This is a genomic window from Paracoccus salipaludis, assembly GCF_002287065.1.
In the GTDB taxonomy this organism is placed as follows: domain Bacteria; phylum Pseudomonadota; class Alphaproteobacteria; order Rhodobacterales; family Rhodobacteraceae; genus Paracoccus; species Paracoccus salipaludis.
This window is the reverse complement of sequence record NZ_NSJZ01000024.1, coordinates 1-22,197: the sequence shown is the minus strand read 5'-3', so window position 1 is coordinate 22,197 and position 22,197 is coordinate 1. Positions and strand designations below refer to the sequence as shown.

At 65.9% G+C, this 22,197-nt stretch carries 23 protein-coding genes and 2 pseudogenes; 13 read left to right on the top strand and 12 right to left on the bottom strand.

The genetic code is table 11. The features are described 5' to 3' along the window. Positions 1–579, bottom strand: a pseudogene (locus CK240_RS15915) (IS5 family transposase); the annotation flags it as partial. A 348-nt stretch (positions 580–927) separates the two neighbouring features. Here CK240_RS15915 and CK240_RS19605 point away from each other — a divergent pair. Together CK240_RS19605 and CK240_RS18340 are read left to right on the top strand one after the other, a co-directional pair. Next, positions 928–1,200, top strand: a pseudogene (locus tag CK240_RS19605) (CFI-box-CTERM domain-containing protein); the annotation flags it as partial. 60 nt (positions 1,201–1,260) lie between these two features. Continuing rightward, a complete protein-coding gene (locus tag CK240_RS18340; protein ID WP_135058865.1) occupies positions 1,261–1,506 on the top strand; it encodes a hypothetical protein in 246 nt (81 codons plus the stop codon). Between the two features lie 217 nt (positions 1,507–1,723). Here CK240_RS18340 and CK240_RS15910 read toward each other — a convergent pair whose 3' ends face one another. Beyond that, positions 1,724–2,614: a LysR family transcriptional regulator gene (locus CK240_RS15910; RefSeq protein WP_095641310.1), complete on the bottom strand. Its 891-nt coding sequence runs from the start codon at positions 2,612–2,614 to the stop codon at positions 1,724–1,726. A gap of 113 nt (positions 2,615–2,727) precedes the next feature. On the opposite strand from CK240_RS15910, the gene CK240_RS15905 reads away from it, so the two are divergent. The 5 genes from CK240_RS15905 to CK240_RS15885 are packed head-to-tail and all read left to right on the top strand — an operon-like array spanning position 2,728 to position 7,413. Then, positions 2,728–3,717 (top strand): hydroxyacid dehydrogenase, encoded by a 990-nt coding sequence (locus CK240_RS15905; RefSeq protein ID WP_095641309.1) that lies wholly within the window; start codon positions 2,728–2,730, stop codon positions 3,715–3,717. Positions 3,718–3,733: 16 nt separating this feature from the next. Beyond that, positions 3,734–4,417, top strand: a complete 684-nt coding sequence (locus CK240_RS15900) for an RraA family protein (protein WP_095641308.1) — start codon at positions 3,734–3,736, stop codon at positions 4,415–4,417. A gap of 44 nt (positions 4,418–4,461) precedes the next feature. Further along, positions 4,462–5,415 (top strand): tripartite tricarboxylate transporter substrate binding protein, encoded by a 954-nt coding sequence (locus CK240_RS15895; protein ID WP_095641307.1) that lies wholly within the window; start codon positions 4,462–4,464, stop codon positions 5,413–5,415. Then, a complete protein-coding gene (locus CK240_RS15890) occupies positions 5,415–5,873 on the top strand; it encodes a tripartite tricarboxylate transporter TctB family protein (protein ID WP_095641306.1) in 459 nt (152 codons plus the stop codon). Before CK240_RS15895 ends, CK240_RS15890 begins: the two co-directional genes overlap by 1 nt. 31 nt (positions 5,874–5,904) lie before the next feature. Beyond that, positions 5,905–7,413, top strand: a complete 1,509-nt coding sequence (locus CK240_RS15885; protein ID WP_095641305.1) for a tripartite tricarboxylate transporter permease — start codon at positions 5,905–5,907, stop codon at positions 7,411–7,413. Between the two features lie 34 nt (positions 7,414–7,447). Here the strand turns inward: CK240_RS15885 and CK240_RS18335 are convergent, their stop codons facing one another. Both CK240_RS18335 and CK240_RS19475 read right to left on the bottom strand, forming a co-directional pair. Beyond that, positions 7,448–7,996, bottom strand: coding sequence for a hypothetical protein (locus tag CK240_RS18335; protein WP_135058864.1), 549 nt, complete (start codon positions 7,994–7,996; stop codon positions 7,448–7,450). A gap of 140 nt (positions 7,997–8,136) precedes the next feature. Continuing rightward, entirely contained in the window at positions 8,137–8,271 is a 135-nt protein-coding gene (locus CK240_RS19475; RefSeq protein ID WP_276305606.1) for a hypothetical protein, read from the bottom strand. A gap of 572 nt (positions 8,272–8,843) precedes the next feature. Between CK240_RS19475 and CK240_RS15880 the strand changes: the two genes are divergently transcribed. Beyond that, positions 8,844–9,041, top strand: a complete 198-nt coding sequence (locus tag CK240_RS15880; RefSeq protein WP_095641304.1) for a hypothetical protein — start codon at positions 8,844–8,846, stop codon at positions 9,039–9,041. A 219-nt stretch (positions 9,042–9,260) separates the two neighbouring features. Here CK240_RS15880 and CK240_RS15875 read toward each other — a convergent pair whose 3' ends face one another. Next, positions 9,261–9,881, bottom strand: coding sequence for a helix-turn-helix transcriptional regulator (locus CK240_RS15875; RefSeq protein WP_095641303.1), 621 nt, complete (start codon positions 9,879–9,881; stop codon positions 9,261–9,263). 121 nt (positions 9,882–10,002) lie between these two features. Between CK240_RS15875 and CK240_RS18770 the strand changes: the two genes are divergently transcribed. The 5 genes from CK240_RS18770 (at position 10,003) to CK240_RS15855 (ending at position 13,910) form a co-directional block, all read left to right on the top strand. After that, positions 10,003–10,215 carry a hypothetical protein gene (locus CK240_RS18770; protein ID WP_167650082.1) on the top strand — a complete coding sequence of 71 codons (213 nt, stop codon included), beginning with the start codon at positions 10,003–10,005 and terminating at the stop codon, positions 10,213–10,215. A 34-nt stretch (positions 10,216–10,249) separates the two neighbouring features. Continuing rightward, complete coding sequence (locus CK240_RS15870) at positions 10,250–10,831, top strand: acyl-homoserine-lactone synthase (RefSeq protein ID WP_167650081.1); 582 nt, start codon at positions 10,250–10,252, stop codon at positions 10,829–10,831. Positions 10,832–11,542: 711 nt separating this feature from the next. After that, the gene (locus tag CK240_RS15865) at positions 11,543–11,782 is read left to right on the top strand and encodes a type II toxin-antitoxin system PrlF family antitoxin (protein WP_095641301.1); all 240 of its coding nucleotides are present in this window, start codon (positions 11,543–11,545) and stop codon (positions 11,780–11,782) included. Continuing rightward, on the top strand, positions 11,779–12,183 hold the full coding sequence (locus CK240_RS15860; RefSeq protein ID WP_095641300.1) for a PIN domain-containing protein: 405 nt from the start codon (positions 11,779–11,781) through the stop codon (positions 12,181–12,183). Before CK240_RS15865 ends, CK240_RS15860 begins: the two co-directional genes overlap by 4 nt. 218 nt (positions 12,184–12,401) lie before the next feature. Then, positions 12,402–13,910, top strand: a complete 1,509-nt coding sequence (locus tag CK240_RS15855) for a malonate--CoA ligase (RefSeq protein ID WP_095641299.1) — start codon at positions 12,402–12,404, stop codon at positions 13,908–13,910. A gap of 30 nt (positions 13,911–13,940) precedes the next feature. Here the strand turns inward: CK240_RS15855 and CK240_RS15850 are convergent, their stop codons facing one another. The 7 genes from CK240_RS15850 to CK240_RS15820 all read right to left on the bottom strand — a co-directional run. Continuing rightward, the gene (locus CK240_RS15850; RefSeq protein ID WP_095641298.1) at positions 13,941–16,862 is read right to left on the bottom strand and encodes an FAD-binding and (Fe-S)-binding domain-containing protein; all 2,922 of its coding nucleotides are present in this window, start codon (positions 16,860–16,862) and stop codon (positions 13,941–13,943) included. Positions 16,863–16,953: 91 nt separating this feature from the next. Beyond that, a complete protein-coding gene (locus tag CK240_RS15845; protein ID WP_205957877.1) occupies positions 16,954–17,643 on the bottom strand; it encodes a GntR family transcriptional regulator in 690 nt (229 codons plus the stop codon). Positions 17,644–17,724: 81 nt separating this feature from the next. Beyond that, positions 17,725–18,423 carry a GntR family transcriptional regulator gene (locus CK240_RS15840; RefSeq protein WP_095641296.1) on the bottom strand — a complete coding sequence of 233 codons (699 nt, stop codon included), beginning with the start codon at positions 18,421–18,423 and terminating at the stop codon, positions 17,725–17,727. An 84-nt stretch (positions 18,424–18,507) separates the two neighbouring features. Further along, positions 18,508–18,933, bottom strand: coding sequence for a GlcG/HbpS family heme-binding protein (locus CK240_RS15835; RefSeq protein ID WP_095641295.1), 426 nt, complete (start codon positions 18,931–18,933; stop codon positions 18,508–18,510). A 59-nt stretch (positions 18,934–18,992) separates the two neighbouring features. Further along, a complete protein-coding gene (locus CK240_RS15830; RefSeq protein ID WP_095641294.1) occupies positions 18,993–20,180 on the bottom strand; it encodes a pyridoxal-phosphate-dependent aminotransferase family protein in 1,188 nt (395 codons plus the stop codon). A gap of 110 nt (positions 20,181–20,290) precedes the next feature. After that, positions 20,291–21,673 carry an SLC13 family permease gene (locus CK240_RS15825; protein ID WP_095641293.1) on the bottom strand — a complete coding sequence of 461 codons (1,383 nt, stop codon included), beginning with the start codon at positions 21,671–21,673 and terminating at the stop codon, positions 20,291–20,293. A 277-nt stretch (positions 21,674–21,950) separates the two neighbouring features. Beyond that, positions 21,951–22,197, bottom strand: a 247-nt coding sequence (locus tag CK240_RS15820) for an integrase core domain-containing protein (protein WP_167650080.1), incomplete at its 5' end; no start/stop codon positions are given.

The following is a 22,197-nucleotide window of genomic DNA, read 5'->3' as shown; positions in this document are numbered from 1 at the left end:
CCCGGGATGCAGGGAGTGATCCCTTTGTCTTTCAGCGCATTTCTGAACCAGTCGGCATCATGGCCCCGGTCGGCCAGCAACCATTCCGCTGAGGGTAAACCTCCCAGCAAGGCCGCGGCGCCAGTGTAGTCGCTGACCTGGCCTGCGGTCATGGAGAACCGGATTGGCCGTCCATGGGCATCGGTGACGGCATGCAACTTGGTGTTCATGCCACCCTTGGTCCGACCGATCAGTCGGCCGCGCCCCCTTTTTTCGACCATAGGCTGGTCGCCGTGTGGTGCGCCTTGAGGTAGGTGGCATCAATCATGATCGTCTTCGGTTCGGAGGCCTCCGCGGCCAACCCCTCCATGATACGAGCAAAGACGCCCATGTCGCCCCACCGCTTCCAACGGCTGTAAAGCGTCTTCGCGGGACCATACTCTCGGGGATCGTCCCGCCATCGTAACCCGTTGCGGTTGATGAAGATTATGCCACTAGAGCCACACGCCGATCATCAACACGCGGCTTACCATGGCTCTTCGGAAAGAAGGGCCGGAGCCGCGCCACCTGCTCATCGGTCAGCCAGAAACGGTTGCTCATCTGCCAGTCTCCTTGCGGAGCCTGAATCACGCAGCAGCAGGCAGATCAATGGGTCCTGACCCTAGAACGGAGCCCGTCGATTTTGAAACAGAACCTGAGGAATCTGGAACGGAGCCCGTTGATCCTGGAACGGAGCCCGTTGATCCTGGAACGGAGCCCGTTGATCCTGGAACGGAGCCCGTTGATCCTGGAACGGAGCCCGTTGATCCTGGAACAGAGCCCGTAGACCCGGAAACGGAGCCAACCTATCCTCCAGATGATGAGGATCCCGAATACGTGCCTAATCCCCCTTAGGAGGAAAAGCAAGAATATAATTCAGCCTCAGGTAGAGCTTACTTTGTAGCGACGGCCGCGTTTGGAGATCGCATGCACCCTGACGTAATGGCTTGGCGCCAGTTCAGAGACTACCAACTCATGCGCGCGGCCGCTCCCAGAGGCTTTGTCAGATTCTATTGGACCGTGGGCCCTGGTCTGGCTGCCGTCACCAAGCCGCATCAGCTACACGCGCTCGTCGTTAGAGTACTGCTTACCCATCTCGTGCACATCTTGCGTGCCTTGGGAAGGACGGAAGCTCCAGCTGCGCGCAGACGGAGTTGGAGGACGCCCGACGCAGGTCGCTGATGCGCCAGTGGTATTCCCCATTCTCTGGCTGCGCTACAGGCGGGATTGCCGAAGCTCGGCATGCAGGCGTCCATCCAGTTGGAGGCACATGACGATCTCCATACCGCAATTGCACGCCGCGCGGTTGCGGCAACACTGCAGCCCGCGGCCAGTTTCATGAGTTTACTGCGCGAGCGCGTGGATTTGGCCAAGCGCTCTAGCAAGGCCTCGTGTAAAGGGCTGAGCTTCGTCAATGGCGCGTATCGCAATCCGCGCGTCCTGATCGCTGCTCTGAACATCTACCCGGCTCAACTACAATTTCTTTGAAAAACGCCAGCATGTCTCTCCCCTAGCCGGTATGCGGAAGCGGAAGTTTCCGGCCAGCGCCCGCCGATGCTTGCTGCTTCTGCAGTGGATATGCATTCTGGGAGCAGTCACGGCTGCCTCGAACACTTGCCTTCCATCGATCGAAGGTCAGATCTCCTTGTCCGCCACTTCGGCAGTGCACCCGGCGTATGCCCGACCCGAAAACATGAGTGACTGCTCATAAGTCGTCCATGTTCACCCCGTGCGGTCCACTCTCTTCGACCAGCAGGCGGTGCAGCATCGAGATGAGGCCGGCACGCGGTGCGGTTCTTCGTTCAACCAGTCCGATCTTGCGGTGCAGCTGAGGCGAGCCGAAGGGAGCCTTCACCAGTTCGGCCGCGCAATCCGTGATGGCGACCTGCGGCACGATCGAAACACCCAAGCCGTTTGCGACGCAGGCGGTGATGGCGGAGATCGTGTCGATCTGTGCGATCTCGGACAGCGGCAGGTTCAGGCGCGCCAGTTCCAGGTCGATCAGATGGGCCAAGGGCACGTTCGCGCGGAACCGGATAAACGGGTGCCCGGTCAGAAGCTCGTCCGCTGTGGTTGCTGCCGTGTTCGGCGGAGCCACTACGAACAGCGGCTCGTCCAGGAAAGGCCGCCATCGCAGCGACGACGGAAAGTTGCCGTATTCGGCGACCATCGCGGCATCAAGCCTTCCGGAGACGACATCCTGTAGCAGCGTCTCGGACAGGCCGACGCGCAACTGGATGCGCAGTTCGGGATGAAGGGCGTTCAGCCTGACAATGGCGCGCGGCAGCAGAGACAGGGCGCTCGTTCGCACCGAGCCCAGCGAGAACGTGCCGATCACCTTGCGCCCCGAGATGGCATCAATGGCGTTCTCGGCGGTGCGGACCAGTTCCCGGGCCGCCTCGACAAGCTGCTGCCCCGCCACCGTCAGCCGTGGGGGGCGGGTGCTGCGGTCGAAAAGTGCGGCGCCGACCTCCTGCTCGAGTGCCTGAACCTGCTGGCTGACGGCCGAGATCGTCAGGTTGACGACACCAGCCGCGCGGGAAAACCCGCCATGATCGACGATCGCCAGAAGTGTCCTGAGCTGCCGCGTATCCACTTGTCCAGATCGTCTTAAGTTGAACTCCATTATTATGCGCTTTTTTTAACAAGATCTACTGCTATCCCACTGCTGCCGCCCGGAGGAGAACGGGCGCGCCGTCTGGGGGAAAAATGTCCGACAAGGTTCTGATCACTGGCCCGAGCCTGGCGCCGGCTGCTGTCAAACTGCTGGAAGACGCGGGGCTGACGCCAGTCTACGTGCCGCCCTACAGTTCGGGCGACGGACTGCTGGATGCCGTGAGGGAAGCCGATCCTGTCGGGATCATTTCGCGCATGGGCCGCATCGATGCGGCGGTTCTCGATGCCGCGCCCAGCCTTCGCGTCATCTCCAAGCACGGCGTCGGCGTGGACAACATCGACACAGCCGAGGCTGCCCGCCGTGGCATTCCGGTGCTGGTGGCAACCGGCGCGAACGCAGTTTCCGTCGCCGAGCACGCGATCGCGCTGATGCTTGCAGTCGCCAAGCGCCTGCTGCCGCTGGACCGCGGCCTGCGCGAGGGCCGCTGGGAAAAGCCGGGCTTCAAGGGACGCGAGCTTGCGGGATCGACCCTGGGCCTCGTCGCCTTTGGGGCAATCGCCCGGCAGACCGCGCGCTTCGCCCGCGCCTTCGGGATGGACGTCGTAGCCTACGACCCCTTCTGCGCGGATGAGGCCTTCGCCGAGGAAGAAGTCACCCGGATCGACGATCTGGACCGGCTGCTGGCGATGTCGGACGTGATCAGCCTGCATTCGCCGCTGACGCCTGAAACGCGCGACCTGATCGACGCCCGGCGGCTGGCGCTGATGAAGGCGGACGCGATCATCGTCAACACCGCGCGGGGCGGCCTGATCGACGAGGCGGCGCTGGCCGCCGCCCTGGCCGAGGGGCGCATCGGCGGCGCGGGCCTGGACACTTTCGCGCAGGAACCGCCGCCTGCGGATCATCCCTTCTGGGCTGAGCCGCGGCTGGTCATGACCCCGCATATCGGCGGTGTCACCGTCGCCGCCAACGCCCGCGTCGGCACCGAGGCCGCGCAGGGCATCATCGATCTGCTGGCGGGCCGCCAGGTGCCTGCGCCGCGCATCATCAACCGTGCGGCGCTTGCTGCGGCCGTCGCCTGAGCCAACGGAGTTTCACATGACCATCGGTTTCCGCATCCTGCCCCGCGCCCGCGCTGTCCCGGCGGAACTTGTCGCGCAGTTCAAGGCGCTTCCGGTCGCCAATGTCAGCGACAGCATGAGCCGGATGACCGCCGCGGGTCCACGTCTGACCCGGATGCACCGCGAGGGCGTGCTGGCGGGTCCGGCGCTGACGGTCAGGGCACGCCCCGGCGACAACCTGATGCTGCACAAGGCCATCGACATGGCCCAGCCCGGCGACGTGATCGTGGTCGATGCCGGGGGCGACCTGACGAACTCGCTGATGGGCGAGCTGATGCTGGCCTATGCGGTCAAGCGCGGCGTCGCGGGCTTTGTCTTGAATGGCGCGATCCGGGACGCCGACGCCTTCCGCCAGGTCAACCTGCCGGTCTATGCGGCGGGCGTCACCCACCGCGGCCCCTACAAGGACGGGCCGGGAGAGATCAACGTCCCCATCGCCATCGACGGCATGGTGATCGAGCCGGGCGATCTGGTCCTGGGCGACGCCGACGGGGTGCTGGCCGTGTCTTATGACGCGGCCGAGGCGGTGCTGGCCGCGACCCAAGCCAAGCAGGATGCCGAGGCGAAGCAGATGGCCGCGATCGAGGCCGGCACGAACGACCGCGCCTGGGTCGATGCCGCGCTGAAGCGGCTGGGTTGCGAGATGCCCGCCGAGGGTTGAGGAGGATGCGCCCGGCACTGCCGGCGCAAAAGGGAGGAAGACACATGACTGCACTGAAATCCGTGGCACTGGCGTCGGCCATGTTGTCGGTGGCGGGCGCGGCTTGGGCCGACTGGCCGACGGACCGCCCGATCGAGATGATCGTGGCCTTTGCGCCGGGCGGCGGCACCGACATCATGCTGCGCACGCTGGCCCCCTTCGTCGAGGCCGAACTGGGCACGCAGATCCCGGTGATGAACCGCCCCGGCGCCTCGGGCGAGATCGCCTATACCGCGCTGTCGCAGGCCAAGCCCGACGGCTACACCATCTCGTCGCTGAACACGCCCGGCTTCCTGACCATGCAGGTGGACCGCAAGCTGCGCTTCGACCCCGCGGCGATCTGCCCTCTGGCGCGCATCGTCGAGGACCCCGGCACCTTCATCGTGCAGGCCGAGTCCGAGTATCAGACGCTGGCCGACTTGGTGGCGTATGCCAAGGAGAACCCGGGCGCGGTGTCCGTGGGCACCACCGGCGTCGGCACCGACGAGCATCTGGCCATGCTGCAACTGGAGCAGGCGGCAGGGATCGACCTAACGGCGGTGCCCTTTGCCGGCGCGAACGAAGCCAAGACCGCGCTGCTGGGCGGTCATGTCAACCTCATCGGGCTCAACGTCGCGGAATACACGACCAGCGACCAGAACGCCGTCCGGGCGCTGGCGCAGTTCGCCGAAGCGCGCTCGACGCTGGCCCCCGACCTGCCGACCGCCAAGGAGCAGGGCTTCGACGTGCTGATGTCGTCCGAGCGGGGCTTGGCCGCGCGCTGCGACGTGCCCGAGGCCGACCGCGCCCGTTTGGCGCAGGCGATCGAGACTGCGCTGGCGAATCCCGAGTTCCAGGAAAAGGCCAAGCAGCAGCAACTGCCGCTGTCCTACCTGTCGGGCACGGATTGGACGGCGCAGATGCCCGCGCGGCTTGATCGCTTCCGCGAGATCCTCGCGCTGGTCGAGGGCGGGCAGTAATGGCCGCCCCCGGCTCGCAAAAGGGCGACCACCCCGACCTGCTGACTGCCGGGCTGTTCATTGGAATTGGGCTGCTGGGACTGGTCATGTCCCGGCATCTCGACTTCGGCTCGCTCGCGCGGATGGGCCCCGGCTTCATGCCCCGCATCGTCTGCCTGCTGCTGGTCGCGGTCGGACTGCTCGTGGGCATCCCCGCTCTGCGGCGCCCTGGCGTGGCCATCGAGGCCGTGCGCGCGCGGCCGCTGATCGTCATCACCGTGGCCATTGTCGGCTTCGCCTTTGCGGTCACGCACCTGGGCTTTGTCGTGGCGTCGCTGTGGCTGGTCATCGCCGGTTCGCTGGCGGACCCCGGCGGGCGCTGGCGCACCGTGCTGCTGCTCGCGGCAGGGCTGACCGCTTTCGGCGCGCTGGTCTTCGTGAAGGCGCTGGGCGTGCAGGTGCCGCTCTGGCCGGTCTGAGTGCCGCAACATCACCTTTGGGAGGGGTGTGATGGAGTTTTTGGATCTTTTGATGCTGGGCTTCGGCGAGGCGATGACGCCCGCCAACCTCGGCTTCTGCCTGATCGGCGCGCTTCTGGGCACGCTGATCGGGGTGCTGCCCGGCATCGGGCCGACGGCAACCATCGCGGTGCTGCTGCCGATCACCTTCTTCCTGCCGCCGCTTGCCGGGATCATCATGCTGGCCGGGATCTATTACGGCGCGCAATACGGCGGCTCGACCACGGCAGTCCTGGTCAACCTGCCGGGCGAGGCGTCCTCGGTCGTCACCGCGCTGGACGGCTACCAGATGGCGCGTCAGGGCCGCGCGGGCGCCGCGCTGGCCGTCGCCGCGCTGGGGTCGTTCTTCGCGGGAACAGTCGCGACCTTCGCCATCGCGCTGGCCGGACCCACGCTGTCGGGCTTCGCCCTGTCGTTCGGCCCGGCCGAGTATGTCTCACTCATGCTGTTCGGTCTGCTCGCCGCCACCATCCTGGCCAGCGGCCTCGTGCTGAAGGCCATCGGCATGATCCTGTTCGGGCTGCTGCTGGGCATGGTCGGGACGGACGCGGAAACGGGCGCGGAACGGCTTACCTTCGGCGCGCTGGAACTGTTCGACGGCATCGACTTCATCGTCATTGCCATCGGCGTCTTCGGCTTTGCCGAGATCATCACCAACCTTGAGCGGTCGGGGTCGGAAGGCGTCAGTGTCGCGCCCCTGACCCGGCTCTGGCCCACGCGCGAGGACTTCCGCGCCTCGTGGCGCGCTGTCCTGCGCGGGACGGGCATCGGGACCTTCCTGGGCCTGCTGCCGGGAGGCGGCGCGACGCTTGCCTCCTTCAGCGCCTATTCGCTGGAAAAGAAGGTGTCGCGCCATCCGCAGAAATTCGGCACCGGCGTGGTCGAGGGCGTGGCCGCGCCCGAGGCCGCCAACAACGCCGCCGCGCAATCCTCGTTCATCCCGCTGCTGACGCTGGGGATCCCGTCCAACAACATGATGGCGATGATGCTGTCGGCCTTCATGATCCACGGCATCACCCCCGGTCCCTCGGTGCTGACCAACCAGCCCGAGATCTTCTGGGGCCTTGTCGCCAGCATGTGGATCGGCAACCTGCTGCTGGTCGTCATCAACCTGCCGCTGATCGGGCTGTGGGTGCGGCTGCTGACGGTGCCCTACCGGCTGCTCTACCCGGCGATCCTCCTGTTCTGCTGCATCGGCGTCTACAGCATGAACAACCGCATCTTCGACGTAGTTCTGGCCGCAGGCTTCGGCCTGCTGGGCTATGCCTTCCGAAAGGCGAAGTGCGAGCCCGGGCCGCTGCTGCTGGGCTTTGTCCTCGGTCCGCTGCTGGAAGCGAACCTGCGCCGCACGATGCTGATCACCCAGGGTGACCCGAGCATCTTCGTCGAGCGCCCGATCAGCCTGACAATGCTGGTGGCGACCGTGATCCTGCTGACGCTGATGATCCTGCCCAGCTTCCGCAAGACCCGTGAGGAGGCGTTCCAGGAGGAGGAAGCCTGAGCATCTTGGTTCAGAAACGTGCGGGAACGCTCACCTAATTCCGAAGCAACGCCGGGCGCTTCGCCCGGCGTTGCTGCTTGTGTCCGAAACAGCAGGGCAAGCCAGCTCGCGCGCTTTCGCCCGCACCGGGGCGCAAAGGCGCCCGGCATGGCTCGACCGCGACGACGAAACAGGCAAGGACGATGAGTGTCGTGGGTGAGAGACTCCGTCGGCCTGAATAGGACGCAGCAAAAGCATCCTTCGCCGAAGAGGCGAAGCGCCATTGACCGTGACCTTTCGTAGGCCAGCCCACCGTCACCCGACACCCGCTAAGATAATGGGCGGCGATGACATCGCCGCCCTTTTCCTGCAACAGAGAGTGCTTCACCGGAGCGGAGCCGGTTGATCGTCTGCTGCAAGAAGGAAGAGGATCCGGCTGCGTTTCAGTCCTTATGCCCGCCGACCGGGCAAGCCGAATGGTCTCGTTCATGATCGCAGTGGTGGTCCTGTGAGCGGCTGCCGTGATGAGTTCGCCCGAACCGGATGATTGATGCAGCAGCGCGCTTAGGGACAGCAGCGCGGCGATGGCCAGCTCAGCTGCCACCAGCTAACCGTTCGATGTGGTGGGCACGACCGGAAAGCATTGATCTGGTGACGGTGCCGAGGGCCGTGTTTGAGCCTCTGCGCCTGGGCCGTCCACTTGGGCAGGTCCCCTCTGTGCCGCTCAAGCTACATCTCAGGGCCTCAATCGCGGGCGCGTCCGCGCGGATCGATCAGCCAGCCTAAGGTAGCGTGAATGATAGAGGCCAGTTCACCGTGCTGCACGATGAACTGCCGGTCGGCGTCGGCACAGCGAGTGGCGTGAAGATCGGAGGCCATGTGCCCACCCGGACGTCGGCACCAGAGGACCGAAGCCTGCTGCCGGCCGGAACGAGAGCCTGGTCCCGGCGCGCTGGAATGCGCCCAGTTGCCAGTACTTTGCTGCCAGGGACAGGTCGAAAGGCTCAACGACCTCAATCTGTTCTTGGTCTGCGCCACATAACCACATCAAGGCGCGCGTCCTGCGGCAATGGCCTGATCTTTCGAGAAAAACCACCGCCGCCGTGCTCCGGGGTGAGGCTTGGCCAGGCAGCGATTCCGGGACAGATCGCGCCGTGCGATCCGCGACGCTCCGGGCATTTTAGGCAGCAGGGCGGTCCCAGTATAGCCGATTGGCTATACCAGAAGGTGATAAATCGGACAAATCGCGGGACTTCCTTGAAGTGCCGGGTAGAGTATCCCTGTGGTGCTTCGGCGCAGCCATGCAGAACCAGGCGTGTTGGGGTCATGGCAGTTGCGGAGTTCACGCAGAACATGGCGGGCCCACTCAAGGCTGTCACCTCGACAGGCGGCTGTTCGAGGGCTCCGCTTCCGATGATGCCAGATGCAATATTTGCGACCGAGACATTCACATGACCAGCCAAGACAGCTCTGCAAACGGATCAGGACTGACGAAAACGGAATGGGAACTGCTGCTGGACGCGATCCGTGCCTACAACCACAATGCGGATTACCGCACCCTCCACGGCAAGCTTGCAATCCTGGCCAAGGCCTCAGGCGTCCGGCCGAAAGGTGCTGCGCTGACCAGCGGGGAAGCCGGCCGGACTTGACAGGTCCGGCAGACCCTCACCGGGAGATCCCGCCGTGCAGACGGGCCGGCGGGTGGTATCCATTCACTGATTAACCTCCGATACTGGCGCTCGTCCTGCATCTGGATATGCTGTGATGCCCTCGGCGATGACGCTTCTCCGATAAGGCCAAGCCGCTTCCCTTCTGGCTTTGACTACCGATGAGTCTGAGCCTCAACCAACCGGCTGCTGCAAAGCTCATCAGATGTAGTTGCGTGCCACGGCGATGGCGACGGCCTGTGTGCGGGTCGACGCATTGAGCTTTGCACAAGCCTTCATGAACCGCTGCTTGACCGTGGCCGCAGACACTCCCAGGGCCTCGGCGGTCTCTGTCTGCCCCAGGCCGTTGCGGAAGCAGGAGAGCACCTGGAGCTCGCCCGGTGTCAGTGCGGCCCGGTTGAGAAGCAGATCGACCCAGACATTGAACTTCGCGTCGTAGGTGAGGATTTCCTCGTCCGTCAATTCACGATCGGCACGTGCAACAGACAGGAACGACTTCGTCAGTCCGACACGTCGCGTGTAGGCGACACCGTAGTTGATGTTGTGCCTGCGGGCCTTCTCCATGACGCCGCGCAGGTCAGGGGTGCGAATGGCAGACCAGCGGGTGTGGCCGCTGTTCTTGCTCATCATCCATAGAAGAACGGGATCTCCGATCGCGTAGTTGTTTCCCTCATATTCATCGCGCCACGTCTGTGGGTAGCCGGTGAACAGGTGCTCAGGACCCGTCCAGCGATAATTGAATCCGACCGCCCACCCGGCGGGGGCAATCGCGTTCAGGTCCTCAAGCTCACGCGAGAAGTTCGGGATCAGGTCATCAATCATGGAGAAATCCGTTGCGATGTAGCCGATCGGCTATACCAGAGGGAGACAAACAGGAGAAGAGGGGAAGACATCTTTGCAACGCCTGATAGTGCTTCGCAAAGATCTTCCGAAGGGACCAGGCATGGCAAAGCGGTTCGAAGTCATGGCGGTCGCGGAGTTCACGCAGGACATGGCGGAAACGCTCCAGACGGTGTTCACGGCCTATGCCGTTGAAGGCATTGTGCGCCTGGAAGTTACAACGCATGGGATCTGGCTGGTCCACCCAGGCGGGAGCCGTCAGTTTCTTGGTGCAGCGCGGGTGTTTGAGTTGGAGAGTAATAGTGTCCAGCATTGATGAAAATTCAAGAGAACTGGGATTTCAGGTGTCAGTGATCGAACTGCCGCGCCAGTTCGAGAAGGTGAATCTTGTTCAGGAATTCATGCGATTCAGGAAGAAGGTGTTCGTTGATCGCATGGCTTGGCCACTTTATCATATGGATGACGTCGAATTCGAGCAATATGATACGATCGACACGACTTATGTGATCGCGCATTCGGACAGTCAGGTCCTTGGGGGCGCCAGACTGAAGCGCACCGACGCGACCCTCGGAACCGGACGGGTCGTCTACACCTATATGATCCGTGATGCTCACTTGGGCATATTGCCCGGAATGCCTGCAACGCTTTGCTCAAGCCCGCCTCCCATTGATCCCAATGTCTGGGAGCTGACGCGCCTTGCCGCAGTGTCCGATCCACCGGGGGTGGCAGAAGAGATATTGCGCGAGTCGAACAAGCACCTGTTCGCAATAGGCGCGACGAGTTGCCTGTTTCTGGGCCCGCCCGCCTTCATGAGAATGGCCCGTCGCCTGGGATGGATGCCTGAGCCGATGGGCCCGATCGTTGGCAACGACGATGGACGTTTCCTGGCCTTCAAATGCGGTGTCTTGCATCCGTGCCTTGTGGCTTCCTAGACTGCCGCGGCCGATTGAGAAGCGGCAGCTATTGTAGCCAAATCGCTCTTTGTGAACGATGAGGCAGGATTGTCGGGCCGTTAGTGGACCGACATATCGATGAGATTCCGTGTTGGTCCGTTGGATGGGCGAGGCTGGCGCGGTAAGCCTGGCTTGGGCCGAGGTGCCCTACGCGTCAGCGAGCATACGTGTTAAGCGTGATCCTGTAATATTGTCTCAGCCTTGCATGCCGAAAGGTTCGGCACGCGGGCCGATGCCTCGGCGGGTTTACCGGAGGCTCCAACTCGTGAGCAGGCTGGGCATCACGGGCAAGACGACGGACAAGTTTCTCCTTAATTGCGCGATGGCGCTGTGCGGCTGGGTTCCAACAATGAGGGTCAGCGGGAATCGCGCTGGCAGGCGGCCATGTCGATTTGCGCATAGAGGCGCAGGGTGGCGACCTCTCCCATGCGCGGGCCGCAGGGGCTGACAGCCCGCTCGTCGCGCACAGGCAGGGGGCTATCCGGTCAGGGACCCTGTGGGCAGGCAGGCCACTACCACAGCCAGCCCTTTTTCCATAGCGCGGGCCGCCTGTCCCAGGGTGGGGGGCGAGATCGGGGTCTCCGGCCTCTCCAGGCTAGACTGCAAGTGGCCCGGCGTGCTTGATCCGGTCCTCGCGCCCTGCTATGTAATGCGAAACCTCATATCGCATTACTCCGAAGGGCCGCCGCCATGTCCGAGTCGACCGTCACCATCAAGGGCCAGACCACCCTGCCGAGGGCCGTGCGGCAGGTGCTCGACCTCGGGCCGGGCGACCGGCTGCGCTACGTCATCCTCGACGACGGGCAGGTCCGCCTGATGCGGGCGCAGCCCGTGGCCGCGCTGGCCGGCATCCTGCGGCACGAGGGCCGGCGCCCCGTTTCGCTGGACGAGATGGAGGCCGCGATCGCCGGGGGCGCACAAGGGGAATGATCGCGCTCGACACGAATGTGGTCGTGCGCTTCCTGACCCAGGACGACCCCGCACAGTCCGCGCGGGCAAATGCGCTGTTTGCGGGGCTGACCGAGGCTGAGCCGGGCTTCCTGTGCCGCGAGGTGGTGGTCGAACTCGTCTGGGTGCTGGAACGCGCTTATGACCTGCCGCGCGACCGGATCGCTGCGGCGCTGGACGGGCTTCTGGCCGCGCGCGAGCTGATGGTGGAATCCCCCGACCGCACCGGCCTTGCGGTCGAACGCTATCGCGGCGGCGGCGCGGGCTTTTCCGACCACATGATCGCGCTGGCGGGACGCGAGGCCGGCTGCCGCGCGACCTTCAGCTTCGACCGCAAGGCCGTGGCGCAGGCCGGCATGGCCCCGGTCCCGCCCGCCTCGTGACCGGGGCGCAGGGGGCAACGCCCGGAAGGTCCCCGTGCCCCCGGCAGATGCGCTTGCCCGGGCCGGGCGCCGCCGCTACGAACGAGCAGCACGCAAGGGGCCGCGATGCGCATCGGGGGACAGGTCAGGATCACCACGGGTCCTCCCCGTGACGCCCATGCCATCTGCATCCTCGCGCCCGACCTGAACGCCCCCGACCTTTCCTGCCGGAGCCTGCCATGAACATTTTCGACAGCATCGCCGGGCGCGTCGCCGACCCCGAGGCCACCGCCATCGAGACCCCCGGCGGCGCGCGCATCACACATGCCGGGCTGATCGCCCGCAGCGGGCGCATGGCCAATGCGCTGGCTTCCCTCGGCGTCGCGCCGGGGGACCGCGTGGCGGTGCAGGTGGAAAAGTCGGTCGAGGCGATCATCCTCTATCTGGCGGTCGTTCGGGCCGGGGCCGTGTTCCTGCCGCTGAACACCGCTTACACCCCGGCCGAGGTCGAGTATTTCCTGACCGATGCCGAGCCGCGGATCTTCGTCTGCGACCCGGCTCGCGCCGAGGCGCTGCGACCCGCCGACGAAAAGGCCGGGGCGCGGGTGCTGACTCTGGACGCGGCGGGGCAGGGAAGCCTGACGGAGGCCGCCGAGGGCGCGGCCGAGGATTTCGCCACCGTGCCGCGCGAGGACGGCGACCTCGCCGCGCTGCTCTACACCTCGGGCACGACGGGGCGGTCCAAGGGGGCGATGCTCAGCCACGGCAACCTGGCGTCCAACGCGCTGGCGCTGGTCGATGCCTGGCACTTCACGGCCCGGGACGTGCTGATCCATGCGCTGCCGATCTTCCACACGCACGGGCTGTTCGTGGCGACGAACGTGGTGCTACTGTCGGGCGGCTCAATGATCTTCCTGCCGAAGTTCGACCCGGACCGCATCTTCGAAGCGATGGGGCGCGCCACCGTCCTGATGGGGGTGCCGACCTTCTATGTCCGCCTGCTTGGCGATGCGCGGCTGGACGCCGGGGCGACCCGGAACATGCGGCTGTTCATCTCGGGCTCGGCGCCGCTGCTGGCGGACACGCATCGCGCCTGGCAGGCGCGGACCGGCCACGCGATCCTCGAACGCTACGGCATGACCGAGACGAACATGAACAGCTCGAACCCCTACGAGGGCGAGCGGATCGCGGGCACCGTGGGTCTGCCGCTGCCCGGCGTCGAGATCCTCGTGACCGACCCCGAGACCGGCGCGCCCCTGCCGCAGGGCGAGATCGGCATGATCGAGGTGCGCGGCCCCAACGTCTTCCAGGGTTACTGGCGGATGCCGGAGAAGACGGCGGCGGAACTGCGACCGAACGGCTTCTTCATCACCGGGGATCTCGGCCGCTTCGACGAACGCGGCTACCTGCAGATCGTCGGGCGCGGCAAGGACCTGATCATCACCGGCGGCTTCAACGTTTATCCGAAGGAGGTCGAGAGCGAGATCGACGCCCTTCCCGGTGTGACCGAGTCCGCCGTGATCGGCCTGCCGCATCCCGACTTCGGCGAGGGCGTGACGGCGGTCGTCGTCCCTTCCGGCACCCCCTCCCTGACCGAGGCCGCCGTGCTGGCTCCGCTCGAGTCGCGGCTGGCGAAGTTCAAGCTGCCCAAGCGCGTGGTCTTCCTGGACGAGCTGCCGCGCAACACCATGGGCAAGGTGCAGAAGAACCTGCTGCGCGACCGATTCGCTGACCTTTATCGCGGCTGAAGGGGACGGCCGGGCGCAGGGCCCGGCCTCTTACTGCACAAGCGCCTGATCCAGCACCCGCGCGACATGGATGGCCTGCCGGTCGGCGCCGTCGTGGATCTGGTGGCGGCAGCTTGTGCCGTCGGCCACGATCAGGTCGTCCGGCCCGGCCTTGCGGACGGCGGGCAGCAGCGACAGCTCGGCCATCTTCATCGAGACCTCGTGGTTCTCGGTGGAATAGCCGAAGGCCCCCGACATCCCGCAGCAGGAGCTTTCGATCACCTTCAGTTCTAGCCCCGGCACGCTGCGCAGGACGGTTTCGACAGGGCCCATCACGTCGAAGGCCTTCTGGTGGCAATGCCCGTGCAGATGCGCGACCCGCCCCCCCTGGTCGGCCAGCGGCAGCGTGATGCGGCCCGCCTTCAGGTCGGCCGCCAGCACCTCCTCGAAGAGCAGCGCCTTGCCGTCGAGGAAGCCGGTTTCGGACGCCAGCAGCAGCGCCGTCATCTCGTCGCGGAAGGTCAGGATGCACGACGGCTCCAGCCCCACGACCCGCGCGCCCCGTTCCACGAAGGGCCGCAGCGCGTCGATTGAGCGGCGGACCTCGGCCCGCGCCTCGTCGGTCTGCCCTGAAGCGAGCCAGGTCCGCCCGCAGCACATGGGCCGGGTCGATCCCGCAGGCTGGACGCGGTGCAGCCGATAGCCCGCCGCCAGCAGCACCCGCTCGGCGGCCTCAAGGTTCTCGCGCTCGAAATAGCGGTTGAAGGTATCCCCGAACAGGACGAGGTCGAGGCCGTCGCCGACGACATCCTCGGGCCGCGCAATGGGCCGGGCTTCCTTCCAGGGCTTGCCCCATTTCGGCAGACTGCGCTTGGCGGAAAAGCCCAGCATCCGTTCCGACAGCCGGGCGACGAAGGGGATCCGGTCGCGCAGGTTCAGCGCCGGGGCAAGGCGGCTTGCGCGGTGGGCCAGGTGGGGCAGGTTGGCGATCAGCCGCTCGCGCAGGGGCAGGCCGTGCTTCTTGTAGTAATGGTGCAGGAACTCGATCTTCATGCGCGCCATGTCCACGCCCGTGGGGCAGTCGCGCTTGCAGCCCTTGCAGGACACGCAGAGGTCCAGCGTTTCCTTCATCTCGGGCGAGGTGAAGGCGTCCGGCCCAAGCTGCCCCGAGATCGCCAGCCGCAGCGAGTTCGCCCGCCCGCGCGTCAGGTGCTGTTCCTCGCGCGTCGCGCGGTAGGACGGGCACATGGTCCCGCCCGCCAGCTTGCGGCAGGTGCCGTTGTTGTTGCACATCTCGACCGCGCCGCCGAAGCCGCCCCACTCCGACCAGTCGAGGGCGGTCCTTTCGGGCCGCGTCACCGCATAGCCCGGCGGGAAGCGCATCAGGCTGCGGTCGTCCATCTTCAGCGGGCGGACGATCTTGTTCGGGTTCAGGCGGTTCTCAGGGTCGAAGCTGTCCTTCACCTGCTCGAAGGCACGGGTCAGCTTCGCGCCGAACAGCGGCTCGATGAATTCCGACCGCGAGATGCCGTCGCCATGCTCGCCCGAGAACGATCCCTTGTAGCGGCGCACCAGATCGGCGGTCTCCTCGGCGATGGCGCGCATCTTCCGCGCGCCGTCCTCGGTCTTCATGTTCAAGATCGGGCGGACGTGCAGGCAGCCGACCGAGGCATGGGCATACCAAGTCCCGACCGTGCCATGCTTGCTGAAGACCTCGGTCACGGCGTCGGTGTAATCGGCGAGGTGCTCCAGCGGAACCGCGCAATCCTCGATGAATGAGACGGGCTTTCCGTCGCCCTTCATCGACATCATGATGTTCAGGCAGGCCTCGCGCACGTCCCAGACGGGTTTCTGCCGGGCGGGCTCGATCACCTCGACCACCGCGTCGGGAAAGCCGTGGTCGGCCATGCACTGGTCAAGCCGCCTGAGGTCGCGCTTCAGCGCGTCGAGGTCGTCGCCCGCGAATTCGACCAGCAGCAGGCAGTTGGGCTTGCCCCGCGTGATGTCGCTCAGCGTGCGGACGAACAGCGGGATGTCGGCGCCCAGCACCAGCACGTTGTTGTCCACCAGTTCGACCGCGACCGGATCCAGCGCGACGAGATGCTGCGTCGTTTCCATCGCGTCGCGGAAGCTTGGGAAATGGCAGACGCCCATGACGCGGTGCTTCGGCAGCGCCGACAGCTTCAGCGTGACGCCGGTGGTCAGCGCCAGCGTCCCCTCGGACCCGACCAGCAGGTGCGAGTAGTTCGGATTCTCGGGCAGAAGCTCGTCGAGGTTGTAGCCGCCGACCCGGCGCTGGACCTTGGGGAAGATCGTCTCGATATCGGTGCGGTGCTCGCGGGCAAGGGCTGTCAGGCGTTCCATGATCCCGCGTGCACGAGGGGGCAGGGTGGCCAGCGGCGCCTCGCCCAGCGAGAAGCGCTCGCCGTCGGGCAGCATCCCGTCGATCGCCAGCACATTGTCCACCATCTTGCCAAAGTGCAGCGAGCGCGCTCCGGACGAGTTGTTCCCCGCCATCCCCCCGATGGTGCAGCGTGAGGCGGTCGAGGGCTCGACCGGGAAGAACAGCCCGTCCTTGCGAAGCTGGTCGTTCAGCGTGGTCAGGACCGTGCCGGGGCGGACGCGGACCGTTCGGGCCTGCGGGTCATAGTCGGTCACGCCGTTGAAATGCCGCGACATGTCAAGGATCAGCCCGTCCCCGATCGGCTGGCCGTTCTGCGAGGTGCCGCCGCCCCGCGCGATGACCGGCACGCCATGTTCGCCCGCGACCTGAAGGGCCGCGGCGATGTCGCCCTCGTGCCGGGGGAAGGCCACGGCGCGCGGCATGATCTGGTAGATCGAGGCATCCGTCGCGTAGCGCCCGCGCGTGAAGGCGTCAAAGCGGACCTCGCCTTCGAGCGCCTTGGCCAACGCGGCCTGGAAGGCCCGGCTGCGCGCGGCCGGAGGGGTGCGGGGCTTGGTGGATGCGTTCATCTGCCGGTGCCTTCCAGTTGCGGGGAGTTCCCGGCAGGTTAGCGGGCCGCCAGATTGAATACAATATTCGGTTTCACCCGCACCTTGGTATTCACTTCGCGGCAAGGTTTCGCAGGATGGCGTCCTTGGTGCTGCGCAGATGGGCGAACAGCAGGTCCGCCAATTCGCCCCCGGCGCGGCGGCGCAGGGCGTCCAGGATCAGTTCGTGTTCGCGCACCGCCTCGCGCCAGCGGTCGCCCTGTTCGTCGATGTTGGCCGTGAAGCGGACGCGGCGCAGGCGGCCCAGCAACGTGCGGGCCGCAGCCGACAGGGCGCCGTTGCCCGCGGCGGCAAGGATCGCCTCGTGGATCTGCTGGTTGCAGGCGAAATAGCCCGGCCGGTCGCCGCGCAGATAGAAGGCATACATCTCGCGGTGCGCCTGCTCGATGGTGTCGAACTCGGCGGGCGTGATCCGCTCGCAGGCCAGCCGCCCGGCCAGTGCCTCGAGCCCGCCCATGAGGTCGAAAAGCTCTCCGATCTCGTCGGGCGTCAGCGCCTTCACCCGGGCGCCGCGGTTGGGCAGAAGCTCGATCAGTCCTTCCGAGGCCAGAACCTTCAGCGCCTCACGCAGGGGCGTGCGCGAGACACCGAAGCGCTCGCAAAGCTCGCGTTCCGAGATGCGCGCGCCGTCGGGCAGGTCGCCATGCACGACATGATCGCGCAGCCCGGACAGGATCTCGCCATGCAGCGTGGTGCCGATGCGCTGATAGGTGGCCGCCTCGCGTGTCGTCAGGTCGTTCATCCGCCCCATCCCTGTTGTCCGGGCGGGAAGCATAGCGGAGGGCCGGCAATCTGCCTAGATCGCCATGTGGATTGAATGCAATCAGGGCCTCGTGCCCGCCGCGTCGGCCTGGCTGGCAAGGGACTGGCTGACGGCCCGCAGCTTGTTTTCCAGATGCTGCCGCAGGGTGGCGGCCAGCTTGGCGCCGTCGCGGGCGGAAAGGTGGGTGATGATCCGCTCGTGCTCGTCGACCGCCTGCGCCCAGCGGTCGGGCGTGGTGTTGGCGACATAGCGCGCCCGCTGCACCCGCGCCGACAGCGCCCGGTAGTGGGCGGTGAGGGTCGGATTGCAGGCCGCGGACAGGATGCCCTCGTGGATCTTCTGGTTCGCGGCGTAATAGCCCGCCAGATCGCCCGCGCGGTAACGGTCCAGCATCGCGGCGTGATGGCCCTGGATCTCCTCAAGCTCGGCGGGAGTGATGTTCTGGCAGGCGAGCTCACCCGCAAGTGCCTCGAGCGCGCCCATCACGGGGAACAGCTCGTCCAGATCCTCCTGCGTGATCCGGCTGACGCGGGCGCCGCGGTTGGGTTCCAGCACGACGAGGCCTTCGCTCGCCAGCACCTTCAGCGCCTCGCGCAGGGGCGTGCGCGAGACGTCATAGGCCTCGCAAAGGTCCCTTTCCGGCACCTTCATCCCCGGCTGCAGATCGCCGTGGATGATGAGGTCGCGCAGCCTCTGCGTCAGCTCCTCGTGCAGGGTCGTCCGGCGCGGGGGCTTGAGGGTGTCCGGCACGAAGTTCATGGAGTGGTCGTCCCGTCCTCTCTTCGGCAAAGCCGGTGGGGTGGCAGCGATCCTACCACCCCCGCCGCGTCCCGCGCCAGACCCTCAGCCCCCGTCGGCCTGCAGGCCCAGAGCCTCGATGGCGGCGACCGCGCAGGCCTCGTCATTGTCCGAGGTGTCGCCGGTAATGCCGACCGCGCCGATGATCTCTCCGTCCTTGCGGATCAGGACGCCCCCCGGCACGGGCACGAGGCTGCCGCCCGCGATCGTGTTCATCGCCTGGATGAAATAAGGCTGTTCCTGCGCGCGGTTGTACAGCGCGCGCGAGCCCAGGCCCATGCCGATGGCGCCCCGCGCCTTGCCCTGCGCGATCTCGGATCGCAGCAGGCTGGTCCCATCCTGCCGCAGCAGCACCTTGAGATGCCCCGAGGCGTCCAGCACCGCCACGGTCAGCGGCTTGAGGTTCATCTCTCGCGCCCGGTCGAGGCAGAGATCGGCCAGTTTGCGGGCCAGGTCGAGTGTCAGGGTCATGCGTTCCTCCTGTCGGCATGCGTGCGGGATGCGCCCCGAAGGTCCGGGGCGTAACCCGTTCAGGCGTCGATGCCCGGTGCGGGGGTGGATTCCAGGTGCTCCATCGCCGCCGCGACGCCGCCCTTCTCATGCGGCACCCTGGCCTTGGACAGCGCCATTTCAACGCCGCTCAGGGCGCCGACCAGCGTCAGGTCGTTGATGTCGCCCAGGTGGCCGATGCGGAACACCTTGTCGGCGACCTTGGACAGACCGCTTCCCAGCGAGATGTTGTAATGACGCAGCGCCTCGGCGCGGAAGGCGTCGGCGCTGTGGCCCTCGGGCATCATCACGGTGGTCAGCACGCCGCTTTCATGCCCCTGCCGGTTGCACAGCACCTCAAGCCCCCAGGCGCGCACGGCGGCGCGGGTCGCGGCGGCAAGCCGCTGGTGGCGGGCGAAGACGGTGTCGAGCCCCTCCTCGTGCAGCATGTCGATTGCCTCGACGAGGCCGTAAAGCATGTTGGTCGCCGGGGTGTAGGGGAAATAGCCCTTGCCGTTGATCTCGACCATCTCCTGCCAGTCCCAGTAGGACCGCCGCATCCCGTTGTTCTTCGCGGCCTCCAGCGCCTTGCCGCTGACCGCGTTGAAGCTGATCCCCGGCGGCAGCATCAGGCCTTTCTGCGAACCCGAGACGGCGACATCGATGCCCCATTCGTCGAAGCGGAAGTCGATCGAGGCCAGCCCCGAGATCGTGTCCACCATCAGCAGGGCCGGGTGGCCGGCCGCGTCCATGGCGCGGCGCACGTCCGCGATGGGCGAGACCGAACCGGTCGAGGTCTCGTTGTGGACGACACAGACGGCCTTGATCTCGTGGCCGGTATCGGCGCGCAGGTGCTGCTCGATCTGGTCGGGGTCGGCGCCCGAGCGCCAGTCGCCGCCGATGAACTCGGCCCGGACGCCCAGCTTCTCGGCCATCTTCTTCCAGAGGGTGGCGAAATGGCCCGTCTCGTACATCAGGACGCGGTCGCCTTCCTTCAGGACGTTCGCCAGCGCCGCTTCCCAGGCGCCGGTGCCCGATGACGGGTAGATGATGACGTCCTGCTGCGTCTTGAAGATCGTCTTCATCCCGGCCCGCGCCTTCAGGCCCAGTTCGCCGAACTCGGGGCCGCGGTGGTCGATGACCTGCGCCGACATGGCCCGCAGGACACGATCCGGCACCGGGCTTGGGCCGGGGATCTGAAGGAAGTGACGACCGAACACATGGGTCATGGGTCTTGTCTCCTACGGAGTCTGATTTTGAATAATGAATGCAATTTTTGGCACCGAGGGTCAATGCCAAAGCGGATGCGGCGGGGTCGCGCCGCATCCGCGGGATGCGATCAGCCGGGGATGACCACGAAGATCAGCCACAGCAGCAGCGGCGCGACCCCCGTCACCAGCGCGCCATAGCCCAGCAGCTGGCGATAGAAGACCTGCCGGTCGATGCCCTGCGCGTTGGCCAGCACCAGCGCCCCGCTGGTCGAGAAGGGGCTGACATCCACGATGGTCGAAGCCACCGCCATGCCGGCGATGAAGGCGATGGGGCTGATGCCCGTGCCCGCCTGCAGGAAGGGCACCGCCAGCGGGATCAGCGCCCCCAGCAGCGCGGTGGACGAGGCGAAGGCCGAGACGATCCCGCCGATGTAGAACAGCAAGAGCCCCGCCATCAGCGGCGAGGCCATCGAAGCCACGCTGTTGCCGACGAAGTCGATGGTGCCCATGTTCTCCAGCACCGCGACATAGGTGCCGACGCCGGTGATCAGCATGATCTCGGGCCAGGCGACCTGCGCCATCGCCCGCTTCTGCAGGTTCGGCTGGCACAGCGCGATGACAAGGCCGATGGTCAGCGACACGAAGCCGATGTCGAGGTTGAAGGCCAGCACCATGACCGCCAGGGCCGCAAGGCCCAGCACGGTGATGATCTGGATCGGGCTGCCGTCGGGCAGCTCGCCCTTGGCCGGGTCTGACGTCAGGCGGTTGGGATCGCCCCCGGCCTCGCGGGCGATCCGCGGGCTCAGCGCCTCGGCCTCGCTGTCGCCGAAGATCTGCGGGCCGGTGGCGGGCTTGGTGATCTCCAGATGCGGGACGGTTACGGTATGGTCCAGGTCAACGCGGGCCTTCATCAGCTCGCGCCCCCCAAGAAGCAGGAACAGGAGCACCACGCAGACGAAATTGCACAGGAAGCTTGCGAAGAAGGTCACGGTCGGGTTCAGCGGCAGGCCCGAGCGTTCGACCACCCCGTTGGTGATGCTGCCGAAGATCCCGATGGGCGAGAAGGCCCCGGCCGAGGCCCCCATCGCCACCATCATGCCCATCATCAGGGGCGAGATCTTGTAGCGGAAGGCGAAGCTCAGCGCGATCGGCGCCACGATGGCGACAGCCCCCGGCGTCACGGCGCCGATGGCGGTGAGCACCGCCGAGATCGAGAACATGATCCACGGGATCAGGGCGAGGCGGCCCCTGACCGCCCGGACGGCCGACCGGACCAGCCAGTCGATGGTGCCGTTGTTCTGCGCCAGGGCGAACAGCCAGGTGATCCCGGCCAGCGTCAGGAACAGCCCGCTGGGAAATTCCGCGATGATTTCCTTTGTGGTGTCCCCCGCAAGCAGCGTCCCGACGATGAACGCGCCCACGAAGGCCAGAACGCCGATGTTGATCGGCAATGCTGTGGCGATGACGAACATCGCGATCAGCATGCCGATGGCAATGAGGTGGTGTGTCACGCGCGGCCTCCCTTCCTTGCATGATCCTTGTCGAGGGCAGCACGTGTCTTGCCGACCTCGCGCAGAAATTATGAATTATGAATGCAAACCTCGCAAGCGGAGTTCTTCATGAAAGCTCGCCGGCTCGGGAGTGGGGTTACGTGGCGCAACCCGTCATCGCCGACACAAAGTCCTTGGCATTGAGGCCGCAGCCGCCGGAGGCGGCAAAGATTGCGCGGTCCAGCACGGCCAGCGCAACCTCGTTCACGAACCGCTGGGCCGCGCGTTGATGGTCAGCCTAGGTGTTCAGTCCCGGCATCTGGTGGATCGGATTTAGGATGAATCTGTCTGGCTCGGATGTCCAGATCTTGCAGATGTATTCATACGGTGTGAGCCCGCCGAGGGTCTTGAGCCGGCGGGCGAAGTTGTAGGCTGCCATGAAGTCTGACAGGTGGGTGCGGAGCTGGTCGTGATCGTCGTAATGGAAGCGTTTGACGGTCGCGTCCTTGATCGTGCGGTTCATTCGCTCGACCTGGCCGTTGGTC

Bases quoted from the DNA above. Each gene is read 5' to 3' on its own strand.
- CK240_RS18340 (WP_135058865.1), top strand. From the start codon at position 1,261: ATGCAGGCGTCCATCCAGTTGGAGGCACATGACGATCTCCATACCGCA.
- CK240_RS15905 (WP_095641309.1), top strand. From the start codon at position 2,728: ATGTCCGACAAGGTTCTGATCACTGGCCCGAGCCTGGCGCCGGCTGCT.
- CK240_RS15900 (WP_095641308.1), top strand. From the start codon at position 3,734: ATGACCATCGGTTTCCGCATCCTGCCCCGCGCCCGCGCTGTCCCGGCG.
- CK240_RS15895 (WP_095641307.1), top strand. From the start codon at position 4,462: ATGACTGCACTGAAATCCGTGGCACTGGCGTCGGCCATGTTGTCGGTG.
- CK240_RS15890 (WP_095641306.1), top strand. From the start codon at position 5,415: ATGGCCGCCCCCGGCTCGCAAAAGGGCGACCACCCCGACCTGCTGACT.
- CK240_RS15885 (WP_095641305.1), top strand. From the start codon at position 5,905: ATGGAGTTTTTGGATCTTTTGATGCTGGGCTTCGGCGAGGCGATGACG.
- CK240_RS19475 (WP_276305606.1), bottom strand. From the start codon at position 8,271: ATGGCCTCCGATCTTCACGCCACTCGCTGTGCCGACGCCGACCGGCAG.
- CK240_RS15880 (WP_095641304.1), top strand. From the start codon at position 8,844: ATGACCAGCCAAGACAGCTCTGCAAACGGATCAGGACTGACGAAAACG.
- CK240_RS15875 (WP_095641303.1), bottom strand. From the start codon at position 9,881: ATGATTGATGACCTGATCCCGAACTTCTCGCGTGAGCTTGAGGACCTG.
- CK240_RS18770 (WP_167650082.1), top strand. From the start codon at position 10,003: ATGGCAAAGCGGTTCGAAGTCATGGCGGTCGCGGAGTTCACGCAGGAC.
- CK240_RS15865 (WP_095641301.1), top strand. From the start codon at position 11,543: ATGTCCGAGTCGACCGTCACCATCAAGGGCCAGACCACCCTGCCGAGG.
- CK240_RS15860 (WP_095641300.1), top strand. From the start codon at position 11,779: ATGATCGCGCTCGACACGAATGTGGTCGTGCGCTTCCTGACCCAGGAC.
- CK240_RS15855 (WP_095641299.1), top strand. From the start codon at position 12,402: ATGAACATTTTCGACAGCATCGCCGGGCGCGTCGCCGACCCCGAGGCC.
- CK240_RS15850 (WP_095641298.1), bottom strand. From the start codon at position 16,862: ATGAACGCATCCACCAAGCCCCGCACCCCTCCGGCCGCGCGCAGCCGG.
- CK240_RS15845 (WP_205957877.1), bottom strand. From the start codon at position 17,643: ATGAACGACCTGACGACACGCGAGGCGGCCACCTATCAGCGCATCGGC.
- CK240_RS15840 (WP_095641296.1), bottom strand. From the start codon at position 18,423: ATGAACTTCGTGCCGGACACCCTCAAGCCCCCGCGCCGGACGACCCTG.
- CK240_RS15835 (WP_095641295.1), bottom strand. From the start codon at position 18,933: ATGACCCTGACACTCGACCTGGCCCGCAAACTGGCCGATCTCTGCCTC.
- CK240_RS15830 (WP_095641294.1), bottom strand. From the start codon at position 20,180: ATGACCCATGTGTTCGGTCGTCACTTCCTTCAGATCCCCGGCCCAAGC.